Genomic DNA, 23,676 nt, shown 5'->3' with positions numbered 1-23,676 from the left:
TCAGCGCCCCTGCCAGACGGGGGCACGCTTTTCGGCAAAGGCGCGCGGCCCTTCCTTGGCGTCGTCGCTGGTATAGACGGGGTGCCACAAATGCCGCGCCGCCCGCAGTGCCGCCGACTGCCCCATTTCGGTCGCCAGCCGCACGGTTTCCTTCGCCGCCCGGACCGAAAGCGGCGCGTTGGCGGCGATCTCCTTCGCCAGTTCCAGCGCCGCCCGGATCAACTGGTCGGGCTCGACGACCCGGTTGACCAGCCCGACTTCATAGGCCCGCTGCGCACTCAGCGCACGGCCGGTCATCAGCACTTCCATCATGATCCGTTGCGGGATCATCGTGATCAGCGGCACCGCCCAGGGCGATCCGCGCCCCACCTTGGCTTCGGTGACCGCAAATTGCGCATTGTGGCTCGCCACGCACAGGTCGCATCCCTGCGCCATCAGCCAGCCGCCCGCAAAGGCAACGCCGTTGACCGCCGCGATCGTCGGCTTGGTCACTTCGATGCTTTGGCCAAGGATGGGAAACATGTCGAGCGGCGGCACTTCGAGCACCGTTTCGGCCATTTCCTTTAGGTCGCCGCCCGCGCAAAACGCCTTGTCGCCGGCACCGGTCAGGATCGCCACCTGCAACGCCGGGTCGCGTTCGAACCGCTCCCATGCGGCGAACAGCCCTTCGCGAACCTCCTTGCCCAGCGAATTGCGCCGTTCGGGCCGATTGATAGTGATCAGGGCGACGCCCTCGGCGGGCGTTTCGAACAAGATGGCGTCCATTTGGGTCGGGTGCTCCTGTGGCATATCAGCTGGATTCAATAGCCGCGCCGGATCAGCGCGTGCGCGGCGCGGTCGAGCGTTTCGCGGAAATCGGGATGGGCAATTTCGACCAGTCGGCGCGCGCGCTCGCCGATCGAACGACCCTTTAGTTCGGCGGCGCCATATTCGGTGATGACGACATCGACTTCACTGCGCGCGGTGGTCACCGGCCCGTTCAGTGTCGGCACGATCCGGCTTTTGTCGCCTGCCGATGATGGTAGCACGATCAGCGATCGCCCGCCCGGCGAACGGGCGCCCGCGCGCACATAATCGACCTGACCCCCGGTGCCGCCGATATAGGATTCGCCGATCTGTTCCGCATTCACCTGTCCGCTCAGATCGACTTCGACTGCCGAATTGACCGATACCAGACCGGGCAAAGCGCTCAGCACGGCGTCGCTGTGCGTATAAGAGGACGGACATAGCAACAGCGCCGGATTGGCGTCGGCAAAGCGATACAACCGCTCCGAACCGATCAGCGCCCCGGTGATCGAAACCCCGCGATCATTGGGTTTGGTGGCGTTGGTCAGCGCCCCGCATTCATAGAGGTCGACCAGCGAGTCGCCGACCATGCCCGAATGGATGCCCAGATCGCGTCGATCGGCGATCAGTTGCATCAGCGCTTCGGGAACGGCGCCGATCCCGACCTGCAGGATGCTGTTGTCGCCAATATAATCCGCCGCATGGCGAGCGATGCTGCGGTCGATATCGCTGATCGTGCCGCGCGCGAGTTCGATCAGCGGGCGGTCGGTTTCGACCAGATAGTCGATCTGATCCTCCGGCAATATTTGCATCGAATGCGTGCGCGGGACGCGGTGACTGAGCTCGGCGATGACGACGCGCGCCTTGGCGACTGCAGCGGGTACGAAGTCGCCGATCAGGCCATAGCTGTACCCCGCGCCCGCAGGGTTGGGTGCGACCTGCACCAGCGCTACGTCGCACGGGATCGTGCCGTCGGCGATCATCCCGCCAATCTGGCCGACATGGCAGGGGATCACGGACAGCTTCTGCGCCCTGGCGATGCTGCGCAGCGATCCGATTGCGCCCATGCTCGACAGCGCGACATCGGCGCTGGTGTCGGCGCTCAGCAGCCGCGAGAAGCTGCTCGCCGCAAAGGCGCGCAGGCCGCCGATCGATCCGGCCTGTGCCAGCACGCTTTCGATCAGCGTTGCCGGTTCGCCGCAGGCATGGCCCCACACAATCGCATCGCCACGCCCGAGGATGCCCGACAGGTCGGGCAAGCTTCCGTGCGCCTCCAATGCCAGTCTGGTGCTTGCCATCGATTAATTCCTCGCCCCATGGTCCAGTGTCGCGAGGCGCAATCCCCCGCGCTGCCACTCGCCGCGATCAGCCTTCGGTGTTGAAATATTCGGGTTTGGGGATCGTCCAGGTCTCGCCCCACAGCTGCCCGCCGCCATCTACGGTCAGCACCTCGCCGGTCACATAATTGCCGCTGGGCGCCGCCAGATAGGCGCAGGCTTCGGCCACATCCCAAGCGTCGCCGGGGCGCATCATCGGGTTGGATCGGGCGTAGCGCGCGCGAACCTCGGGAGAATAGACGCGCCAGCCATCGGTTTCGATAAGCCCGGGCGCGATGCAATTGACGCGAATGCCAAGCGGCGCCCATTCGACCGCGACGCTGCGCGACAGGCCGATCACGCCGGCGCGCGCGGCCACCGAATGGGCAACGCCGTAGAGCCCGTGGCTGGTGACGACGACGATGTTGGTGATGCTGCCCGGGCGCCCGGCGTCGCGCCAGTGGCGTGCCATCGCCTGCATCATGAACCAGCTGCCGTTCAGATTGACGTCGATCACCCGCTGCCAGCCCTTGACGCTGAAATCGATCGCCGCCTGCGGAAACTGGCCGCCGGCGCTGTTGATCAGCGCGTCGATCGGCCCATGATCCCGCCAGATCTGCGCCAGCGTCGTTTCCACCGCTTCGGGATCGCGAATGTCCAGAGGATGGGAAGCGCAGCGATGCCCGGCGTCGGTCAGCGCCCCGGCAACGGCGCTCAGCTTTTCCGCATCGCGACCGGTGATCACGATCCGCGCCCCGAGGCGGGCGAACAGCCACGCCGTCGCCTGCCCGATCCCGCCGCTGCCGCCCGATATCAGCACCGTCTGACCGGCCAGCGCGTCGGCGGCATAGACGGTCTTGCGGTCGGCATAGGGTTGGCCGGACCCCATCAGCGGTTCTTCAGCAATTCGCCGGCGATGATCAGCTTGCGCACTTCGGTGGTGCCTGCACCGATTTCGAGCAGCTTGGTCGAGCGGAACAACCGGTTGATTTCCGATTCCCAGATATAACCGGTGCCGCCATGGACCTGCACCGCCTTGTCGAGGACGCGGTTCACCGCCTGGGCGCAGAACATCACCGATGCCGCAGTACGCTTGTGGATCTCGCCGCGCCCGCCTTCACCTTCGGCTATCCTCGACGCCTCCGCAAGCACGCTGAAGTTGAAGGTGCGCATCACTTCGACTTCGGTATACATCTCGGCGAGCATCGACTGGACCATCTGGAACGACCCGATCGTCTTGCCGAACTGGGTGCGGGTTGCGGCATAGTCGACCGCCAGTTCGAGCGCGCGTTCGGCGATCCCGACGCAGATCGGCGAGATCATCGCGCGCTCCAGATCGAGCCCGCTCATCACGATGCCGACGCCGCGATTTTCCTCGCCGAGCAGGTTTTCGGCCGGAACCCGGCAATCCTCGAACAGCAATTCGGCGGTCTGGCTGCCGCGATAGCCCATCTTGATGAGCTTTTGCGCGACCTTGAACCCCGGCATGTTCGATTCGACGATGAACGCCGAAATGCCGTGCGCGCCCTTTTCCCGGTCGGTCTTGGCATAGACCAGCAGGACATCGGCGACCGGGCCGTTGGTGATATAGATCTTGCGCCCGTTCAGGACATAATGGTCGCCGTCGCGCCGCGCCGTGGTCTGCATCGAGCCCAGCGCGTCGGAGCCGGCGCCGGGCTCGGTCAGGCCCAGTGCGCCGATCGATCTGCCGGAACACAGGCCAGGCAGATATTTGCGACGCTGCGCTTCATTGCCGTGGCGATAGAGGTTGTTGAGGCAAAGATTGTCGTGCGCGACCCATGCCAGCGCCAGCGCATGGTTCCAGCGCGCGAAGCCCTGCAGCACCAGTCCGGCGGACAACAGGTCTAGCCCGGCGCCGCCATATTCCTCGGGCACAGTGATGCCCAGCAGCCCGTTTTGCCCCATGGTCGGAAAGATCTGATCCGGCCACCATTCCTCGTCATCCATCCGCTGCGCGAGCGGATAGAGTTCGTTGCGACCGAACCGGTCGGCATTGTCGAATATCAGCTGCTGCTCATGGTTGAGTTCGAACTGATTGGCTTCGTTATCTGATGACATGTCCGCGCCTTTGATCCTCTTGCCGGGCCTGGGCGCGAAGCGCGCTGCCCCCATCGAATGCGTGTCCATCGATGCGCCTCCTGACCGATCAGGCAAGGGCGGCGGCGAGAATCCATATCCTTGTAAACTCACGGCGCTTTCGGCGGATCGGTAGCCAAGGGCAGGCGCAGCGGCCAAACGCCACGATGCAGGGAGCGATGCGCCGAAGAAGGCTCGCCGCTGCATTTGGGCATGCATTTGGGAGAGCCGATGACCGACCCGTTGTTTCGCCGCATCCTGATCGCCAATCGCGGCGAAATCGCGTGCCGCGTTATGCGCACCCTGCGCGCGATGGGGATTGAATCGATTGCGGTCTATCATGCCGCCGATGCCGTTTCGGCGCATGTCGCGATGGCCGATCACAGCGTCGAGATCACCGGCGATACACCCGTTTCGGCGCATCTCGATGCTGCGCAGATCATTGCCGTGGCAAAGGCGGCAGGCGCCGATGCCGTGCATCCCGGCTATGGCTTCCTTTCGGAAAATGCCGAATTCGCACGAGCGGTCGAAGCAGCAGGGCTGACCTTTATCGGGCCGGATGCGCGCGCGATCGCGTTAATGGGGGACAAGATTTCCTCGCGCGAATTCGCGGCCGCAAACGGTGTAGCGGTCGCGCCATCGGTGACCGCAACCGACGATTTCGACGCGTTCGTGGAGCAGGCTGCCGGAATCGGGTTCCCGCTGCTGATCAAGGCATCGGCGGGTGGCGGCGGCAAGGGGATGAGTATCGTCCGCAGCGCCGATCAGCTGGAACCGGCGGCGCGCATCGCGACCAGCGAGGCGCTGCGCTATTTCGGCGACGGGCGCATCTATGCCGAAACCTATCTCGAACGACCGCGCCATATCGAGGTTCAGGTACTGGGCGACGGCAATGGCGGCGTGATCCACTTGTTCGAGCGCGAATGCTCGATCCAGCGGCGGTTTCAGAAGATCATCGAAGAAGCGCCGGCCGCCCGGCTTGCCCCGCAACTGCGCGAAGCGATCTGCGCGGCTGCAGTGCGACTGGCCGAGGTCGCGCACTATCGCAATGCCGGGACGGTGGAGTTCATATTGGGGGCGGACGGCCGCTTCTTCTTCCTCGAAATGAATACCCGGCTGCAGGTCGAACATCCCGTGACCGAGATGATTACCGGGATCGATCTGGTGCAGGCGCAGATTCAAATCGCCGCGGGCAAGGGCCTGCCGTGCGCGCAGGCGGATGTCGCGGTGCACGGCCATGCCATCGAATGCCGGATCTGCGCCGAAGATCCCGAGCGCGATTTCCTGCCCGAAACCGGCGCCATTTCCGTGCTCGATGTTCCGCACGCGACTTGGCTCCGTTTCGAAAGTGCGCTGAACGCCGGACAGAAAGTCACCGCCGATTTCGATCCGATGCTGGCGAAGCTGGTCGCACATGGCGCCGACCGGGCGGAGGCGATCGACCGCTCCATCGCGGCGCTGGAGGCGCTCGACCTGCTCGGGGTGAAGACCAACATCGACTATCTGGCGCGCAGCATCGACCATCCTGCCTTTCGTGACGGGCAACTGCACACCGGCTTTGTCGGCGAACATGCCGAGGCGCTCGCCCCGGCGCCCCCCGATCCGACGCAACGCGCGATCCTGCTTGCGGCAGCGGCGCTGGGGCTCAAGCCGCTGCACGATGCAGTTACCGGAACGCCCGAGCCCTATGCCGAAATGGGCGGGTGGAGGAATTGAGATGACCATCCATCTGGAATTTGATGGCGAAATCCACAACATTGTTGCGCAGCAATTGAAGCCGCAGCTGACGCTGGTGATCGACGGCGTGGCGCATCGCATCGCCTCGCTGCCGCCGCTTGGCGATGGCAGGCATCGGATGGTTTTCGATGGCCGTGAGATCACCTTTGCGCGCAGCGAAGACGGCAAGGGCGTCACGGTACGGCTCGACGGGCGCAGCTTTGTCATCGGCCAAGTCGACCCATTTGCCGCCGATGCCGATGGTGCCGCCGCGCGTGACAGCGTCGTCGCACCGATGCCCGGCGTCGTCGTGTCGATCGACTGCGCGCCGGGCGACACTGTGGCCAAGGGGCAGGCGCTGATCACGATAGAAAGCATGAAGCTGCAACAGGCGCTGGCCGCCCCGCGCGACGGCATTGTTGCCCAGATCCCCGGTGCGGCAGGCAGCACGTTCGAAAAAGACGCAGTCCTTGTTCAGCTCGAACCGGTGGAAGGCGCATAGACGATGCGACGTATCCAATCGAATATCGCCACCGGCTCCGCCGAATTCCGCAAAAATGCTGCGCACAATCGGCGGCTGGTCAGCGAATTTCACGCACGGCAGGATGCGGCCCGTCACGCCCGGCCCCAGCGCAGCCTCGACCGGCTGACCAGTCAGGGCAAGATGCTGCCGCGCGACCGGATTGCTGCGCTGCTCGATCCCGGCACGCCTTTCCTCGAACTGTCGTCGCTCGCCGCCAACATGGCCTATGGCGGTGCTTCGCCATCGGCCAGTTCGATCGTCGGCATCGGCATCGTATCAGGGCGCGAAGTGATGATCCGCGCCGATGATTCCACGGTAAAGGGCGGCGCCTGGTATCCGCTCACCGTCACCAAGATCGTCCGCGCGCTCGATATCGCGATCGAGAACCGGCTTCCGGTCATTCATCTGTGCGATTCCGCCGGCGGGCAGCTGCAGCTGCAATCCGAAGTCTTTCCCGGCGGGCGGATGGCCGGACGGATATTCCGCAACCAGACGATCCTGTCGAAAATGGGCGTGCCCCAATTATCGTTGGTGTTCGGCCATTGCACGGCCGGTGGCGCCTATGTGCCCGCGCTGTCCGATTACAATGTGATCGTGCGTGGGACCGGTGCCGTATTTCTGGGCGGGCCGCCGCTGGTGCGCGCCGCGACCGGCGAGGATGTGTCGGCGGAGGAACTGGGGGGTGCGGCGATGCACACCTCGGTGTCGGGGACGTGCGACTATCCCGCCGCAAACGAAGCGCAGGCGATTGCCATCGGCCGCGAAATCGTCAGCCAGTGGCGCCGTGGCCCGAAATGGCAGTGCCAGCGCGAAACCCCCGAACCGCCTGCGTTCGATCCCGCCGAACTTTATGGAATCATCCCGGACGACATCAAAAAGGCGTTCGACATGCGCGAAGTAATCGCGCGTATCGTCGATGGCAGCCGTTTCCATGAATATCAGCCCGATTTCGGCACGACGCTGATCTGTGGCTACGCCAATATCTGGGGGTATAAGGTCGGCGTCCTCGGCAATAACGGCGTGTTGTTCAACGATTCCTCGCTGAAGGCGGCGCATTTCATCGAATTGTGCAACCAGAACGAAACGCCTTTGCTGTTCCTGCAAAACATCACCGGATTCATGGTCGGCCGCGAATATGAACGGCGCGGGATCACCAAGGACGGCGCGAAGATGCTGATGGCGCAGGGTGGATCGCGCGTTCCCAAATTCACAGTGATGGTCAACGGGTCGTTCGGTGCGGGCAATTACGGCATGTGCGGCCGCGCATGGGATCCGCGCTTTCTGTTTACCTGGCCCAATCACCAGATTGGCGTGATGGGCGGCGAGCAGGCCGCGAACACGCTGGCCGAGGTCAAGGCGAACCAGATGCGCCGCGACGGCCTGGAGGTCGACGCAGCGCTGTTGGAACAACAGCGTGCCGAAACGCTGGCCGCCTATCAGGAACAGATTTCCGCTTATTATTCGACGTCGCAGCTGTGGGACGATGGCATCATCGATCCGGTCGATACCCGCAACGCGCTGGGGATCGCGATCGCCGCTTCGCGCAACACGCCGCTGGGAGACCCCGGCTACGGCGTGTTCCGCCTGTGATCATGCAGAGGAAATTCCCATGAAACATGCCGACAGGGTCATCATTACCTGTGCTGTGACGGGCAGCATTCATACGCCGACCATGTCGCCGCATTTGCCGATCACCCCGGACGAGATTGCCGAGCAGGCGCTTGGCGCGGCGGAGGCGGGTGCCGCAATGCTGCATCTCCACGCGCGCGATCCGCACACCGGCGCGCCAGATCAGTCGCCCGACCTGTTCCGCCAGTTCCTGCCGCGGATCAAACAGGGATGCGACGCGATCCTGAATATTACGACAGGCGGCGGGCTGGGCATGCCGATCGATCAGCGGCTTGCGCCGGCCGTCAGCCTGCAGCCCGAAGTGGCGTCGATGAACATGGGTTCGCTCAATTTCAATATTTCGGGCGCGGCAGCCAAATATGATCGCTTCCAGCACGACTGGGAGCGCCCCTATCTCGAAGGGACGCGCGACTTCATCCTGTCGAACACCTTCGCCCAGATCGAATATGGGCTGGCGCAGATGAGCGCCAACGGCACCCGTTTCGAATTCGAATGCTATGACGTTGGCCATCTCTACAATCTCGCGCATTTCGCCGAGCGCGGGCTGGTGAAGCCGCCTTTCTTCATCCAGTGTATCTTCGGCATCTTGGGCGGGATCGGCGCCGATCACGAAAATCTGATCCACATGCGCACCATCGCCGACCGGTTATTCGGTGACGATTATTATCTGTCGGTACTTGCGGCGGGGCGGCACCAGCTGCCCTTCGTGACGATGAGTGCGATCCTGGGCGGCAATGTTCGCGTCGGTCTGGAGGACAGCCTCTACATCGGACGCGGCGAACTGGCGCGATCCAATGCCGAGCAGGTGGCGAAGATTCGCCGCATCCTGGAAGATATCGGCCTTACCATCGCGACGCCTGCCGAAGCCCGCGCGATGCTGGATACCAAGGGAAGCGACGCGGTCGGCTTTTAGGGCTGGTTGCTGTCGGCGGTTGCGCGAGCTGCCAGATATTCCTCGCGCAGCGCGCGTTTCAGGATCTTGCCCAGCCCGATGATCGGAAACGGCTCGGTCCGAAACGCGATCGATCGCGGGCATTTGAACGCCGCGATCTGGCCGCGGACATGCGCCACCAGATCGCTCTCGCTGGCAGTTGCGCCTGCGCGCAGCATCACTTCGGCGTGCACCGCTTCGCCCCAGCGTGCATCGGGGATGCCGAATACCGCGCATTGCGCCACCGCCGGATGACTCGCGAGGGCGTTTTCGACTTCGGAGGAAAATACATTCTCACCGCCGGTGACGATCATGTCCTTGATGCGGTCGACCAGATAGAGGAAGCCGTCGGCATCCATGTAACCGCCATCGCCGGTATGGACCCAGCCGGCGCGGATCGTCGCGGCGGTCTCTTCGGGCTTGCGCCAGTATCCGGTCATCATATTGGGCCCGCGCACCAGCACCTGGCCGACTGTGTCGCGCGGAACCTCGTTGCCATCATCGTCAGCAATGATGACTTCGACGCTGTATCCCGCGCGCCCGACCGAGCGCAGGCGGCCCGCCGTGGCGCCATCCAGATCGACCATCCCCGGCTGCATACAGGCGATGTACGGCCCGAACTCGGTCTGTCCGTAAGCCTGCGACACGACGATGTGCGGCAATAATCGCTGCGCCTCGCGGACCGGTTCTTCGGGCAGCGGCGCGCCGCCGGAAATGATCGTTCTGAGCGACGAGAGATCATGGCCGCCTTTCGCGACTTCATCGAGCACCATGGTCAGCAGGGTGGGCACCAGCATGCTGTGCGTCGCGCGCTCGCGCTCCAGCGTGTCCAGAAATCCGGCGGGCGTGAATTCGGGCAGGAAGATATGCGTGCCGCCGACGATCGTCGTCGCAAACAAGCCGCTCGCGCCGCCGGTGTGGAACAGCGGCATGCAATGGAGGAAGGTCGTGCCGTCGCCGAGCATGCCGTGGAAATCGATCGACTGCGCTACGGTCGATGCCCAGATCGCGGCATGGGACAGCATCACGCCCTTCGCCATGCCGGTCGTGCCGCTGGTATAGGACAGGCACGCGAGCCAATCATTGGGTCCCGTAACCGGTTCGACCCGGTCGCCGTTCGCGATCATCAGATCCTGAATGGCCATGTTGGCGCGTTCGTCCCCGCCATCTGCCAGCACCACCTGCCGGATGCTCGCACAGCTCGCGCGCAACGTTTCGAGTAGCGGCAGGAATTGTTCGCCGATGAACAGCGTTTCGGGTTCGGAATCGTTGAGGGTGTAGATCAATTCGGCGGGAGACAGGCGCCAGTTGAGCGGAACTGCGACCGCGCCGATCCAGAACACCGCATAATAGAATTCCGCGAAGCGGGCGGAATTGCCGGCAAGGATCGCCACCCGGTCGCCGGGCCCGACGCCCATTTTTCGGAGTGCACCGGCCAGCCGGGCGACTCTGTCTTCGAACTCGCGCCAGGTGCGGCGAAGCTCCCCTTCGATGATCGCGGTGCGATCCGGGTAGGACCGCGCGATGCGGCGCAACGCCTGGCTCATCAGCATCGTCAACTACCCTCCGCCAGTGGTCCTCTCGTGTCGGCGGATCCTTTGCTGCCGCCGATCGGATGCCGGTCAGGATGTACCCAACCCGATGTCAGGCCAAGCGCGCAGCCGCCTTCGGCGCGGTTTCGCGGCATCGTTCCACATATCTGGACAATTGCGTTCGCACCCCGCGATCGATTGCACGATCCCCATTCTCAGGCGCTGAGTGAGGTGCACCAGACTTTGAGGAGAGACGTGTGAAGCGGATCAAATTCGGTATCGCCGGGCGTATCGCGCGCATCCGGCTGGACGATGCCGAACGGATGAACCGGCTCGACATCCATCTGTGCGACGAGTTGATCGAGGCGTTCGACAGGATCGCCGCCGATGGGCGTGTGGCGGCGGTGATCTTGACCGCCGATGGCGCGAATTTCACGGCGGGCGGCGACATCGCTATCTTTCGCGGCGCGGCGGAGGAAGTGCGCGAGGGGGTGTGGAACACGGTCGGGCGCGCGACGCAGGTCGTGCAGCGGATGCGGTCGCTCGATGCCGTGATCGTCGCCGGGTTGCAGGGATATGTTGCCGGTGGCGGGCTGGGCATCGCGCTGGCCAGCGACATCGTCATCGCTGCGGACGATGCACAGCTGCTTCCGGCGCATGTCACGCTGGGCGCGCCTGCCGATGGCGGGCTCAGCTGGTTCGCCACCCGGTTGATGGGAAGCCGTCAGGCGCTGGACTGGATGCTGTCCAATCGCGCGATGCATGCCGACGAAGCACTGGTGAAGGGGCTGGTGACGCGGGTCGTGCCGCGCGATAAGCTTGACGATGTCGTGGCTGGAACCGCGGCCCGGCTGGCAAGGGGACCGCGTACGGCCCAGTCGCTGATCAAGCAGCTCGTCTATGGCGCGGAAACCGCGCCGCTTGCGGGGCATCTCGATGCCGAGCGCGCGGCGTTCATGGCAGTCGCGGGCGGGGCCGAGTTTGCCGAAGGCGTTGACGCATTCGTTGCCAAACGCTCCGCCCGTTTCAGCGAGGAGTGAGGGCGACCGTTGCGGCCGCGCGAATTCCAGCAGCAATACGCATATGTAGAATTGCGGCCACCGCGCCCGATGCCGCTTCCCCCCGTGAGCGCAATCGGCGACCTCCCCCGCTGACGCAGCGAAGGGAAGGCGCAGCAATGACGATTGACTATTCGGGCCGGGTGGCTGTGGTAACCGGCGCTGGTGCGGGGCTGGGCCGGGCGCATGCCCTGCTGCTGGCGCGGCGAGGGGCGAAAGTCGTCGTCAACGATCTGGGCGGCTCGGTTGACGGCAATGCCGCGTCCAGCGCTGCCGCCGATGCGGTGGTGTGCGAAATCCGCGACGCAGGGGGCGAAGCGGTCGCCAGTTATGACAGCGTCGCCACACAGGCGGGTGGCCAGGCGATCATAGCGACCGCCATCGACGCGTTCGGCAGGATCGATATGCTGGTGAACAATGCCGGCAATCTGCGCGACAAATCCTTCATCAAGATGGGCATGGCGGATTTCAGTGCGGTCATCGACACCCATTTGTTCGGCACCGCTTATTGCATCGCCGCCGCATGGCCCCGCATGATCGAACAGCAATATGGCCGCATTGTCGTGACGACGTCGGCGTCGGGCCTGTACGGCAATTTCGGCCAGTCCAACTATGCCGCGGCAAAGGCTGCGGTGGTCGGCATGATGCTGTCGCTGAAGGATGAAGGCGCGAAATATGATGTGCGGGTGAACGCCATCGCTCCGGTTGCCGCAACGCGAATGACTGCCGACATTTTGCCGGAGGGCACGCCCGAGCTGTTCCGCCCCGAACTGGTCAGCCCGGCGGTCGGGTGGCTCTGTGCCGAGGAATGCACCGAAAGCGGCGCGGTGATCGAAGCCGGTGGCGGCTATTTCGCGCGGGTGCAGACGTTCGAATCCGAAGGCGTGGTCCTGGGGCGCGACTGCGGTGTCGCGCCGGAGGATATCCGCGATAACTGGGCTAAGATATCCGACATGACACAGGCACGCCCCTTCGCCAACAGCATGGGCGTGATCGCGAAGGTGCTTCAGAACATAACCGCCTGAGCGCGAATCTTCATGGCCTAGCAGCGCGGAAAATTGGGCTCGCAAAGCGAGTCGCCGTCATCGAGCGTTATCGGTTCGCGGAGCATTGCGCGAACGCTGTCCTTGTCCATGAATGTCCCGGGTCGCGCATCCCAGCGCGCATCGTCACCCAGATAGCGGATCGCAATCGCGCGCCGCCGCGTGTCGCGCGACAGATTTCCCGCGGAGAAATGAAAGGTCAGCGGGTGATGCACGATGATGTCGCCCGGTTGGGTCTCGAACGAAATGACGTCGTAGCGCTCCCGCAGAGCGGCTTCATCGGGCGCCGGGTCGAGGCCCATTCGCGCATAGACTTCCGCGAAGCCCGACGTCGCCGAAAATGCGCGCGGGGCATAAAGCTTGCCTTCGAGATGCGATCCGCGCGCATATTGCACCGCGCCGCTTTCGATCGTGACCGGGTCGAGCCCGACCCAGATCGACAGGATCTGCTCGCCACGCACCGGCCAATAGGGCAGGTCCTGATGCCAGGGCGTATGTTCCTCGGTCCCCGGCTCCTTGACGAGCAACTGGTCATAGAAGAGGCGGCTCTCGTCCGACTCCATGACTGCCCGGGCGAGCGCGGGAAGCTGCGAATCCAGCATGAGCGCGGCAAAGTCCGCGTCGCGCATCCAGACGAAGAAGTCGCCGATATAGCGGCCCTGCCGACCCTGGGGCGTATATTCCACCGATGCGTCCGAAGGCGCGGCAATGGCGCGTTCGACCGCAACCCGCATGCGATCGATCCATGCAGAGTCGAGTATGCCGCGCAGCACCGTTGCGCCGTCGCGGCGATACGCGGCCCGTGCCGCTTCGATGGCGTTCTGATCCATTGGTCCTCTCCCGGCAGTTCAGCCTTGTTGTTCGGATTGGCGGCGGTGCATCACGCCGGCGGCAAGGAAGCCGCCATCGACACCGAGCACATGGCCGGTGACGTAGGACGCGGCTTCGCTTGCAAGGAACAGCGCGGCCTCGGCGACTTCCTCGGGCGTACCGTAACGGTCCATCGGAATGCCGGCGCGATAGACGGTTCGCGTTTCATCGGAATGCATGCGCGCGACCAGTTCGGTTTCGATCGCGCCGGGGGCGAGGCAATTGGCCGTGATGCCATAGGGCGCGAGTTCGACCGCCATGACCCGGGTCAGGCCGATCACGCCGGCTTTGGCCGCGCCATAGGCGGCGCGCCCGGTGCCGCCCAATATTCCCGCGGTCGACGAAATGGTGACGATCCGGCCATAGCGCTGATCGCGCATCGCGCGGGCAGCACTCTGGCACATCAGGAAGGTGCCGGTAAGATCGATGTCGAGCACGCGGCGCCATTGCGCGAGTTCGGTGTCGAGAAACGCCTGTTCGATGCCGACCCCCGCGCTGTGCAGCAGGATATCGAGCCGGCCGAAGCGCGAGAGCGTGACCGCGACGGCCGAATCGACCGCTTGCGGATCGGTAACGTCGGTGGCGAGCGCGAAGGCGTCATGCCCGGCATCGCGCAGCGCCTGCGCGGTGGCGGTCGCGGCCGCTTCATTGGCGTCGGCAATGCACAGCCGCGCGCCCTGCTGCGCGAAACGCCGGGCGGCGGCGCGGCCGATCCCGCTGCCGCCGCCGGTGACGATCGCGGTTCTGCCGTGCAGCATCATGCCGGAATGACTCCCAGTTCGTGGCCGACCTGGATGAAGGCGGCGATGGCGCGGTCGACATCGGCGTCGCTGAGCGCGCTCGACATCTGGGTGCGGATGCGCGCCTGACCCGGCGGGACGACCGGCGCGGAAAAGGCGACGGCGTAGATACCGGCCCGATAGAGTTTTTCCGCAAATTGTCCGGCAACAGGCGCGTCGCCGATCATCACCGGAATGATCGGATGCCCCGATCCGGCCAGCGTGAAGCCCGCTTTGGTCAGCGCCGCGCGGAACCGCGCCGCATGACTGCCCAATCGCGCACGCCGTTCGGGTTCCTGCGCCACGATATCCAGCGCGCACAGCGCCGTCGCCGCCAGCGCCGGCGGCAGCGCGTTGGAAAACAGATAGGGCCGCGCCTTTTGCCGCAGCCACGCGATGACGGAGGCCGACCCGGCAATATAGCCGCCCGCCGCACCGCCCAGCGCCTTGCCGAGCGTGCCCGAAACCATGTCGACCGGCACCCCGCCGTGATGCGCGGCAGTGCCGCTGCCATCGGGGCCGAGCACGCCGGTGGCGTGTGAATCATCGACCATCAGCAGCGCTCCGTGACGATCGCACATCGCCCGGATCGCCGGCAGATCGGCGATGACGCCGTCCATCGAGAAGACGCCGTCGGTGACGACCAGCTTGCGCCGCGCGTCCTTCGCCTCTGCAAGCGCAGCGTCGAGCGCCGCAATGTCGCCATTGGGGTAGCGATGGCGCTGCGCCTTGCACAGGCGGATGCCGTCGATGATGCTGGCATGGTTGAGCGCGTCGCTGAACACCGCATCCTCGGGCCCGAGCAACGCTTCGAAAATCCCGGCATTGGCATCGAAGCACGAGGGGAAGAGGATCGCATCCTGCTGTCCGGTCAGCGCCGCGAGCCGTGTTTCGAGTCGGCGGTGCAGTTCGTGCGTGCCGCAGATGAAGCGCACCGACGCCATGCCCAGGCCGTGGCGATCGAGTGCGTTCCGCGCCGCTTCGATCAGCCGCGGGTCGTCGGCAAGGCCGAGATAATTATTGGCGCACAGGTTGAGCAGCTGACGATTCCCGCACGGTTCGGCGATGGTGACATGACCCGATTGCGGTGAAACCAGCGGGTGCTCTTCCTTGAACAAGCCGGCTTCGCGCAGCGTGTCGAGCGCGGCGGCAAGCGCATGGTCGAGCGATTGCGATTGGGGCGATGGCGTCGTCATGCGGTCATCCTGACCCACATTGCACTTTGCCTGCAAGCATTTTATGACACTGACGTCAGTTTTGGTTCGGGCAGTTCGTCTGTTGCGACGATGCCCCGGGGAAGGGAAGCACAGCAATGACAATCGGAATACGCCACCATGCCGCATTTCTGGCGTTGCTCGCCTGCAGCGCATCGGCCTGCGCGCAGACCGCCCGGTCGGTTGTCGTCGAACCGGGCGCCAATGCATCAGGCACTGTCGAATCGCTTGCGGTGCGTGCCGATGCGGCAATCCGGCAGGCGATGGCAGACGGACCGTTCCCCGGCATATCGGTGGCGGTCGCGCGGGACGGGCGGATAGTCTATGCGCGCGGCATGGGAGTCGCCGACCGCGATAGCGGCACGCCGGTGACGCCGCAGACGCGTTTTCCGATCGGTTCGATCACCAAGCCGGTGACATGCCTCTCGACGCTGCAACTCGTCGCCCAGGGCAAGATTGCGCTCGACGCACCGGTCGGGACCTATCTGCCCGATCTTCCCGCGCCGAGCCGCGACGTCACGATCCGGCAGCTCGCCGAACATACGTCGGGCATTCCCAATTATCTCGAAAACCGCGAATTTCCGTACAGCAACCCAGTCGATCTGACGCGGGAGAAGATGCTCGGCTATTTCGCCGACAAGCCGCTGATGTTCGCGCCCGGAGCCCGGTTCAACTATTCCAACTCCGACACTTTCCTGCTTGGACTGGTGATCGAAGCGGTGACGGGTCAAAGCTATGATCATTATGTCGCCGACCATGTCTTTGCGCCGTTCGGAATGGCCCAGGCCGATTTCGGCGCCGATCCCGATCATGCGCGCGGCTATCTGGCCCGCGCAGGCGAATTTGCTCCTGCCCCCGCCTATGACTGGCTCGCGCCGTTTTCCGCCGGAGCGATCGTTTCCACTGCGGAAGATCTGGTGCGTTTTTCCGACGGGCTGTTCGGCGATGCGACGCCCGAAGCGGTACGTGCGCTGGCGCTGTCGGGCGATACGCTGACCGATGGGGCTGCGAACACCTATCTCAAGGGCTGTCTGATCGAAGGCGATCTCGATGGGCGGCGCAAAGTTTCGCACCCCGGCTCGATCTACGGCTTTTCGAGCCATTTCGCTTATTATCCCGATGATCGCCTCACCGTGGTCGTGCTGACCAACAGCCAGGGGCGCAATTTCCCGGCGCTGACGCTCGAGCACCGCATCGCGCGCATCTTCCTGGGGATGGCCGAACCCGATCTGTCGGGAATCGCGTTCGATCCGGCCGAGGCAGCATGGATCGCGGGGAATTACGACGTCACCACCCATCGGCTCGGCTTCGACCGGCTTGGCTTCGTCGCGAAAGAGGATGGGCTCTATCTGAGCTTTGGCGGCGTCGACAGCGGCGCTCCGCCGATCGCACTGATACGGTTGGGCGAAGGGCGCTATGCATCGCGCGTCGATACCGAACAGCGCTTCACTTTCTCCCGGCGTCCCGACGGGTCGGTGACGCTCAGCATGCGCTATTATGACGGCGACTTCCCGATGGTGAAGGCCGCACAATAGCATACCGCGATAAAAATTGGGGCGGCGCGGGGAATTCCCGCGCCGCCCCTTTTTGTTGCGACCCGAAGGATGGGGTTAGAAGTCGAACGTCGCTTCGACGCCATAGGTGCGCGGCGCGCCCAGCGTCTGGATCGCCTGTCCGGGCACGATCGCGCCGCTCGATCGCTGGATCGCATAGTCGCGATTGCCGATATTGCGGCCCCAGAGATAGACGCCCCAGCCGCTCTTTTCGTCATGAATGCCGAAACGCGCGTTGAACAGCGCAACGCCGCCCTGGCTGTAGGCATTGTCGGCGCCGAAATAGACGCGGCTGTGCAGAGTCGCTTCCCCGCGAACGAACAGTTCAAGCGAGCCGGCGAGCGGCGTCACATATTGCGCGGCAATGCTGCCGCTATGTTCGGGTGCGCGAGGCAGCCGGTTGCCGGTATAGTCGGCGCCGCCGCTGGTCGCGTTGCGATAGTCGACGAAATTCGCGTCGAGATAGGTGTAGGTGGCGGTCAGATCGAAGCCGCGTGCCGGACGCAGCACCAGTTCCGCCTCCAGCCCCCGCGTCCGCGCCGATGCCGCATTCGACGTCATGAAACGCGGCACGCCGCCGACATTGATCAGCTGATTCACCTGCAGGTTGGAATAATCCATGCGGAAGACATCAATCGCGATACGCCCGCGGCCGCCCAGTATCGCTGCCTTGGCGCCGATTTCATAGCTGTCGACATGTTCCGGGGCATAGCGCGCATCGTCGGTCGGCGAGACGCCGAAGACGTTGAAGCCGCCCGATTTGAAGCCACGCGAATAGCTGGCATAGAGCAGCACATCCTCGCCCGGCTTGTAGTTGAGGCTCGCCGAAGGGGAGAAATTATCCTCCGACCGGTCGAGCGTCCGCTGCGGGATATTGGGAAGCAATAGCTGCAACGGGTCGCCCTGCTGCGCATGCACCAGCTTCTTCTTTTCATAGGTGTAGCGCAGCCCGGCGGTCAGGCTCAGCCGGTCCGAAAAGGCATAGTCGCCGTGCAGGAACGCGGCATAGCTGTCGCTCGTCACGTCGCCCTTCACGATCGCGTCGACCGGGTTGGGATAGATGCCCAGATCGACGCCGACCGTCGAGATCGAGTTGGTGTCGAGTTGCTGATGGAAATAGTAGAGCCCGGCGACATAGGTCAGCGCGCCGGCTTCGCCCGCATAGCGGATTTCCTGCGAAACCTGTTGCTGGTCCTCGTCGATGCCCGATGCGAGCATGTCGAGCACGGTATAGTCGTTGTCGGCGAAATTGTGCCAGGTGAAGCCGCGCCACGCAGTGAGCGAGGTCAGCGTCCCGGCGCCGAGCGTCCAGTCGATTTCCGCCGAAACGCCCCAGGTGTCGCGATCCTGCACCGGATCGCGATTCTGCGTGACGGTGCGGTCGTTCGGATCGGCATCGGCCAGCGGCGTCCCGGCAAAGGCACCATTGTTCAGCACATCCGAACTGCCCGCATTGGTGCGGTCGCGGCCGATATCGCCGCGCAGGATGATATCGATGTCGGCGCTCGGTTGAATGCGCAACGTGCCGCGCAGCGCCAGTGCGTCGAGATTGTCCTGATCGGTGCCGGTGGCCGTGTTGTGGACGAAGCCGCTGCGCTGATCGATTGCACCGGCCAGCCCGAGCGATATGCCGTTGCTCAGCGGCCCGCTCGCCGAAGCGCGGAGCTGCCAGGCATCGTAATTGCCATATCCCGCTTCGATTCTGCCTTCGAGTGTATCGCCCGGCAGGCGCGTGATATAGTTGATCGCGCCGGCAATGGTGTTCTTGCCATAGAGCGCGCCTTGCGGCCCGCGCAGAACCTCGATCCGTTGCAGGTCGAACAGGCTGGCGTTGCCCGGGGTCGCGCGGCCCATATAGACGCCGTCGACATAGATGCCGACGCTTTGATCGAGTCCGGGATTGTTGAGATCGGCCGAAAGCCCGCGAATGGCGATCGACTGTGTGCGCAGGCTGCGGTCGGCGATGAAAACGCCCGGAATCTGCCCCGCCAGATCCTCGATCCGCGAGACATTGGCATCTTCCAGATCGGCGGCGGTGAATGCCGTCAGCGCGATTGGCGTGTCGAGCAGCCGCGTTTCGCGACGTTCGGCGGTGACGACGATCTCGGGGACCGCATCGTCTTGTGCGGTCGGGCTGCTCTGCGGCGCCCGCTGTGCCTGTGCCTGTGCGATGCCGGCGAATGCGACGCCGGTGCAAAGACTCCACTTCACGATCTTGCGAATATGACTTGTCACAACGACCCTCCCTGATTCCCAAAAGTGATTATGACATCAGTTTTACAAATGTCTAATCCGTTTTGTGACGAGTCAGGCGGGTTGGGCGCGAGATTTTCCTTCATTTCCGACAGGCATGCCCATGGTCCGGACATGGCTTCATGTCCGCCAACGGTCTGCGCAGGAACGATTTCGGTGCCCGGTTCAGCCGGGCGCGTGTTCGCGGGCTTCGCGGCGCAATGCCACCTTGTCGACCTTGCCGATCGGCAGCAGCGGCAGCGCGCTGCGCAGTTCGATGCGCTTGGGCAGCTTGTAGTTGGCCAGCCGCGTGCGACAATGTGCGAGGATATCGGCCTGGGTCACGTTCGCATCGGCGATGATGAAGGCGACGCCGACTTCATCCCATAGCGGATCGGGGACGCCGATAACGGCACAGCCATGGACGCCCGGATGCTCCTCGATCACCGCTTCGACTTCGAGCGGATAGACATTGTAGCCGCCCGACTTGTACATTTCCTTGATCCGCCCGGCGATCGCGTAGCTGCCGTCAGCCAGGCGTCGTCCGATATCGCCAGTGTGCAGCCAGCCATCGGCGTCGATCGCTTCGGCGGTGGCGTCGGGCCGGTTCCAATAGCCGAGCGTTGCCAGTGGCGAGCGCAGCTGGATTTCGCCTTCCTCACCGACATTGCCCGACGCGTCGACCAGTCGCACTTCGGCATAGGCGAAAGGATGGCCGACCGATCGGGCGAGCAGCGCCGGATCGTCGCACGGCGGCGTCGCCAGGATCGCGCTTGTCGCTTCGGTCATGCCATAGTTGGTCGCCAGCTGCGGAAGGATCGCGTGCAGCCGCCGGATCAGCGGCTCGGCCATCGGCGCGCCTTCCCAGACGATCAGCTGCACCGCCGACAGGTCGAACCGGTCGAAATCGGGCAAGTCGAGCTGCATCTGGAAAACGCTCGGCACGCTTGCCCAGAGCGTGACGCCTTCGCGTTGCATCAGCTCGAGCGATGCGGCCGGATCGAATTTCTCCATCAGCACCACCGTGCCGCCCGCGACCAGCGCGGGCAGGCTGATGTCGACCACGCTGCCGATATGGTTGATCGGGAAATAGTTGAGCACGCGCAGCGGAGCGATCGGCCAGAGCCGGTTCTGCGCCTCGGCAAAGGCATGGATCGCCGCCTGCGACAACAGCGCGCCCTTGGGGCGGCCGGTCGAGCCCGAAGTGTAGACGATCATGCTCGCCTCGCGTCCGTCCGGTCGGTTCGCGGCGATATCCTTGGCGGGAAGCGCTTTGGCTTCGGCGAGGAATTGGGGCAGGTCCCGATCGACGACGATGCGCATCCCCGGGCATTCCGCGGCAAGCGCCGCCAGTTCTTCGCCATAGTCGCGCCCGTCGATCTCGCCGCGCGCGATCAATAGCCGGGGGGTGCTGTCGCCGACGATGAAGCGCAGCTCTTCGAGCTTGTAGCGCGGGTTGAGCCCGATCCAGATTGCCCCGATCGCATTGGCCGCGATCAGGCTCGTCACGAATATCGGTTCGGGTGGGGCGAGGCAGGCGACCCGATCGCCCGGCGCCACACCGCTGGCAAGCATCGCCAGTGCCAGCCGGTCGATTTCACGCTCAAGCTCGGCATAGGAGATGCGCCGCGCGCCATGGATCAGCGCCTCGGCCTGGGGTGTATCCCGTGCCCAGCGCCGAATGGCGTCGATCAGCAGCGTATCGGGCAGATCGGTCATTTGCGGTTCCCAAGAACGAGCAGGGCGAGGCTGAGCACCATACAGGCAAGCGGCCCTGCCGCGATCAGCCAGCGCAGCGTTTCGACGGCTTCGGTGCTTTGCGTCGGTGCGGCGGAGATGAATCCGCCCAGTTGCAGCCCCAGCCCCGACAGTGCGGCACCCAGAGCGAGGCCGCTCTTTTCGCCTGCGGTCCAGATACCGGTGAACAACCCCTCGCGATCGTCCGGAATGGCATGGATGGCATGCGCCACCAGCGCGAACGCCGCGACCTGGATTCCCGCGAAGGGCACGCCGAGCGCGACATAGATCGGCAGCATGGGCACGCGGTCCGGCATCGACAGCAGCAGCGCGGCGCCGCCGAACATCGCCGCTGCCGCAATCAGCGCCCGGTTCGCTCCCCAGCGCGCGATGCCACGCATCCACAGGGGCACGGTGACGATCGTCGCGAGGAACATCGCACCGAGCGCGGTGCCGGTCTCTCCGGCGGAATGCCCGGCGAGCTGCACCATCCAATAGGGTGTGAGCGCCGTAACCGCGCCGATTCCGATCAGCTGAAGGATATAGACGGCGGTGAGCATCCAGAACCTGCCCGCGCCCCGGATCAGGGCGCCGGCCCGGAATCGCGCGCGCGCCGGAGCAACGTCGCCAGAAGGCGGAGCGACGAAATGCGACGGCGTGGCAAAGAAGGTGCTGGTGAGCGCGAACAGACACATTGCCGCGATGACGATCGACATCACCACATAGCCGCCACGTCCGCCACCGACCTGTTCGGCGATGAAGGGGCCGGCCGCCGCGCCGAAGAAGACCCCGATCATCGCAAAGCCGATCCGCCATCCCGTGATCCTCTCGCGCACTACCGGATCGGGGCTTGCCTCGGCGGGCACCGCGACGAACGGCACGGCGAACAGCGAATAGGCGCTGGTCATCAACAGATAGAAGAGCATCACCGGCAAAAACGCCGCGTCGCCCTGCGGATAAGGCCAGGAAAAGAGCAGGATGAAGAAGAGCGGCACGCCGATCGTACCGGCGAGGATAAAGGGCCGCCGTCGACCCATCCGGCTGCGCGTATTGTCAGACCAGCCGCCGACGATCGGATCCCAGAGGATCGCCGACAGCTTGGGCAACAGCACCGCCAGCGCCGCCAGTCCCGGCGATATCGCCAGTATCTCGGTACAGAAATAAAGAAGCAGGGCGGCCGGGACGGTGTTGATCACGCCCGTCCCGAATCCGCCCAGCGCCCAGAAACCGAGCCTGGGTCCGGTCAGCGCGGCGCGCTCGGTCACGGCTGAGCGTCGCGGCTGGGCGGCACCCAGATCGCCAGCCAGGTGCCGGCAAGCGCGGGGCGTTCCTCGCCCTCAATTTCGATCTCGACGCCGATCGTAAGCCGTGCGCGCCCCGATTCGTCGAGCGTGCGATCGTCGAGCCGGAACTTGCCACGGATGCGCGATCCGACCGGGACCGGCGCAACCAGCCGCATCTTGTCGAATCCGTAATTGAGGAAATAGCCGGTCCGCTCCGGCTCGCGCGCCGGGCCCTCACCCAATGTCTCGTGGAGCATATGGGTGAGCAGCGCCATCGTCATGAAGCCATAGGCGACGGTCTTGCCGAATGGCCCCTTGTTCGCCGCCCATTCCGGATCGGCATGCATCGGATCATCGTCCAGCGTCGCGATCCCGAAATGGTCGATCATCGCCTGAGTCACGGTAAGCCATTGCGATTCGCCCAGCGCCGTGCCCGGAGTTGCCGCCACGATTGCTCTTTTGTCCTGAACGTCCATACTGTCCCCTGAAGAATAGAAACCTGATATCAGCATCAGTTTTAGGACGCAAGGTAGAGCCGATGGCGCGGACAGCGAGCAGTGCAAGAAAACAGAAAACCCGGGAAGTTCCTCTGCGCGAGGTCAATTCCTTTGCGCGATATGCCGATTATCTGGCGCATGTGATCGACGCAGCGCCCAAGCGCACCAAGGGTGAGCGCACGCGCGACATGCTGAAATTCGGCGCGATCAAGGTGCTCGACGATGTCGGCTATCACGCGATGCGCGTGTCCGACATATGCGAGGCGGCAGGCGTCGCGGCGGCGACCTTCTATCTCTATTTCGACAATAAGGAGCAGGTGACGCACGTCGTCCTTGCCGAATATCTCGAAGCGGCGATGGAAATGATGGCGGTGCGGCCGGAAGGCAAGGGGCCGTTCGAGGCGATTCGTGCCTCGCACCTTAAATGGCTCGAAGTGATGCAGGCCAATGCCGGACTGATGCGCTGCATCCTGCAACTCGGCGACGAAGTCGAGGATTTCCGCGATCTCGCCCATGGCGCCAACCAGCAATGGTATGAACGGATTGCCCAGTCGCTGCTGCGCGATCATCCCCAGACGGCAGTTCCCTATGACGTGGCGCTGCTTTCCGCCTATGCGCTCGGCGCGATGATGGACGAGCTGGCGCGCAAGCTGCTGATCCATCCCGATCCCGCCCTGCTCGCGCTCAAGGAGCGCGCCGTGCCGAAGAATGAGGATCTCGCCGATTTCCTCGCCGTGCTCTGGTACCAGGCGCTGTACGGTCCGATCCCCCAGGGCGCGCGAATCGGCGATTCGGCACAGGCACTGACTCGGATGCTCGGCGACAGCAACGGCTGAAATCGTCTGATTACTGCCATTTAGAGGCACTCCGCTATCGGGTT

Annotated in this window: 20 protein-coding genes; 8 read left to right on the top strand and 12 right to left on the bottom strand. The window is 64.3% G+C overall.

What is annotated here, in order from left to right; genetic code table 11:
- The 4 genes from DKB74_RS14300 to DKB74_RS14285 all read right to left on the bottom strand — a co-directional run bounded on the left by DKB74_RS14300 (position 1) and on the right by DKB74_RS14285 (position 4,181).
- Entirely contained in the window at positions 1–765 is a 765-nt protein-coding gene (locus DKB74_RS14300) for an enoyl-CoA hydratase/isomerase family protein (protein ID WP_109808869.1), read from the bottom strand.
- A gap of 35 nt (positions 766–800) precedes the next feature.
- The gene (locus DKB74_RS14295) at positions 801–2,084 is read right to left on the bottom strand and encodes an acetyl-CoA hydrolase/transferase family protein (protein ID WP_109808868.1); all 1,284 of its coding nucleotides are present in this window, start codon (positions 2,082–2,084) and stop codon (positions 801–803) included.
- 67 nt (positions 2,085–2,151) lie between these two features.
- Positions 2,152–2,991 (bottom strand): SDR family oxidoreductase, encoded by an 840-nt coding sequence (locus tag DKB74_RS14290; protein ID WP_109808867.1) that lies wholly within the window; start codon positions 2,989–2,991, stop codon positions 2,152–2,154.
- Complete coding sequence (locus tag DKB74_RS14285; RefSeq protein ID WP_109809020.1) at positions 2,991–4,181, bottom strand: acyl-CoA dehydrogenase family protein; 1,191 nt, start codon at positions 4,179–4,181, stop codon at positions 2,991–2,993. The genes DKB74_RS14290 and DKB74_RS14285 overlap by 1 nt, the downstream gene beginning before the upstream one ends.
- Positions 4,182–4,430: 249 nt before the next feature.
- Between DKB74_RS14285 and DKB74_RS14280 the strand changes: the two genes are divergently transcribed.
- From DKB74_RS14280 to kce, 4 genes are read left to right on the top strand one after another with little or no spacing between them, the layout of a single operon-like run.
- Positions 4,431–5,915, top strand: a complete 1,485-nt coding sequence (locus DKB74_RS14280) for an acetyl-CoA carboxylase biotin carboxylase subunit (protein ID WP_164497951.1) — start codon at positions 4,431–4,433, stop codon at positions 5,913–5,915.
- A gap of 1 nt (position 5,916) precedes the next feature.
- Positions 5,917–6,417: an acyl-CoA carboxylase biotin carboxyl carrier protein subunit gene (locus DKB74_RS14275; RefSeq protein ID WP_161956878.1), complete on the top strand. Its 501-nt coding sequence runs from the start codon at positions 5,917–5,919 to the stop codon at positions 6,415–6,417.
- A 3-nt stretch (positions 6,418–6,420) separates the two neighbouring features.
- A complete protein-coding gene (locus DKB74_RS14270; protein WP_109808865.1) occupies positions 6,421–8,028 on the top strand; it encodes an acyl-CoA carboxylase subunit beta in 1,608 nt (535 codons plus the stop codon).
- Positions 8,029–8,047: 19 nt separating this feature from the next.
- A complete protein-coding gene (gene kce / locus DKB74_RS14265; protein WP_109808864.1) occupies positions 8,048–8,980 on the top strand; it encodes a 3,5-dioxohexanoate:acetyl-CoA acetone transferase in 933 nt (310 codons plus the stop codon).
- Here the strand turns inward: kce and DKB74_RS14260 are convergent.
- Positions 8,977–10,551 (bottom strand): long-chain-fatty-acid--CoA ligase, encoded by a 1,575-nt coding sequence (locus tag DKB74_RS14260; protein WP_109808863.1) that lies wholly within the window; start codon positions 10,549–10,551, stop codon positions 8,977–8,979. The genes kce and DKB74_RS14260 overlap by 4 nt on opposite strands.
- Before the next feature lie 236 nt (positions 10,552–10,787).
- Between DKB74_RS14260 and DKB74_RS14255 the strand changes: the two genes are divergently transcribed.
- Together DKB74_RS14255 and DKB74_RS14250 are read left to right on the top strand one after the other, a co-directional pair.
- Positions 10,788–11,570, top strand: a complete 783-nt coding sequence (locus DKB74_RS14255) for an enoyl-CoA hydratase/isomerase family protein (protein WP_109808862.1) — start codon at positions 10,788–10,790, stop codon at positions 11,568–11,570.
- Positions 11,571–11,707: 137 nt separating this feature from the next.
- Positions 11,708–12,613, top strand: a complete 906-nt coding sequence (locus DKB74_RS14250; RefSeq protein WP_109808861.1) for an SDR family NAD(P)-dependent oxidoreductase — start codon at positions 11,708–11,710, stop codon at positions 12,611–12,613.
- 17 nt (positions 12,614–12,630) lie between these two features.
- Here the strand turns inward: DKB74_RS14250 and DKB74_RS14245 are convergent, their stop codons facing one another.
- The 3 genes from DKB74_RS14245 to DKB74_RS14235 are packed head-to-tail and all read right to left on the bottom strand — an operon-like array spanning position 12,631 to position 15,476.
- On the bottom strand, positions 12,631–13,461 hold the full coding sequence (locus DKB74_RS14245; protein WP_109808860.1) for a phytanoyl-CoA dioxygenase family protein: 831 nt from the start codon (positions 13,459–13,461) through the stop codon (positions 12,631–12,633).
- Between the two features lie 18 nt (positions 13,462–13,479).
- Positions 13,480–14,262 (bottom strand): SDR family NAD(P)-dependent oxidoreductase, encoded by a 783-nt coding sequence (locus tag DKB74_RS14240; protein ID WP_109808859.1) that lies wholly within the window; start codon positions 14,260–14,262, stop codon positions 13,480–13,482.
- Complete coding sequence (locus tag DKB74_RS14235; protein ID WP_109808858.1) at positions 14,259–15,476, bottom strand: glycine C-acetyltransferase; 1,218 nt, start codon at positions 15,474–15,476, stop codon at positions 14,259–14,261. The genes DKB74_RS14240 and DKB74_RS14235 overlap by 4 nt, the downstream gene beginning before the upstream one ends.
- Positions 15,477–15,592: 116 nt before the next feature.
- Between DKB74_RS14235 and DKB74_RS14230 the strand changes: the two genes are divergently transcribed.
- On the top strand, positions 15,593–17,029 hold the full coding sequence (locus DKB74_RS14230) for a serine hydrolase domain-containing protein (protein WP_109808857.1): 1,437 nt from the start codon (positions 15,593–15,595) through the stop codon (positions 17,027–17,029).
- Positions 17,030–17,104: 75 nt separating this feature from the next.
- Here the strand turns inward: DKB74_RS14230 and DKB74_RS14225 are convergent, their stop codons facing one another.
- From DKB74_RS14225 to DKB74_RS14210, 4 genes are all read right to left on the bottom strand, one after another.
- Positions 17,105–19,282, bottom strand: coding sequence for a TonB-dependent receptor (locus DKB74_RS14225; RefSeq protein WP_109808856.1), 2,178 nt, complete (start codon positions 19,280–19,282; stop codon positions 17,105–17,107).
- Between the two features lie 183 nt (positions 19,283–19,465).
- On the bottom strand, positions 19,466–20,998 hold the full coding sequence (locus DKB74_RS14220; RefSeq protein WP_109808855.1) for a class I adenylate-forming enzyme family protein: 1,533 nt from the start codon (positions 20,996–20,998) through the stop codon (positions 19,466–19,468).
- Positions 20,995–22,281, bottom strand: coding sequence for an MFS transporter (locus DKB74_RS14215; RefSeq protein WP_161956877.1), 1,287 nt, complete (start codon positions 22,279–22,281; stop codon positions 20,995–20,997). Before DKB74_RS14215 ends, DKB74_RS14220 begins: the two co-directional genes overlap by 4 nt.
- Entirely contained in the window at positions 22,278–22,748 is a 471-nt protein-coding gene (locus tag DKB74_RS14210; protein ID WP_161956876.1) for a MaoC/PaaZ C-terminal domain-containing protein, read from the bottom strand. Before DKB74_RS14210 ends, DKB74_RS14215 begins: the two co-directional genes overlap by 4 nt.
- A gap of 89 nt (positions 22,749–22,837) precedes the next feature.
- Between DKB74_RS14210 and DKB74_RS14205 the strand changes: the two genes are divergently transcribed.
- Positions 22,838–23,632 carry a TetR/AcrR family transcriptional regulator gene (locus tag DKB74_RS14205; RefSeq protein WP_109808852.1) on the top strand — a complete coding sequence of 265 codons (795 nt, stop codon included), beginning with the start codon at positions 22,838–22,840 and terminating at the stop codon, positions 23,630–23,632.
- The last annotated feature ends 44 nt before the right edge of the window (positions 23,633–23,676 follow it).

The organism is Stakelama portus (assembly GCF_003171655.1).
GTDB lineage: Bacteria > Pseudomonadota > Alphaproteobacteria > Sphingomonadales > Sphingomonadaceae > Sphingomonas > Sphingomonas portus.
This window is presented reverse-complemented; position numbering and strand designations above follow the sequence as displayed.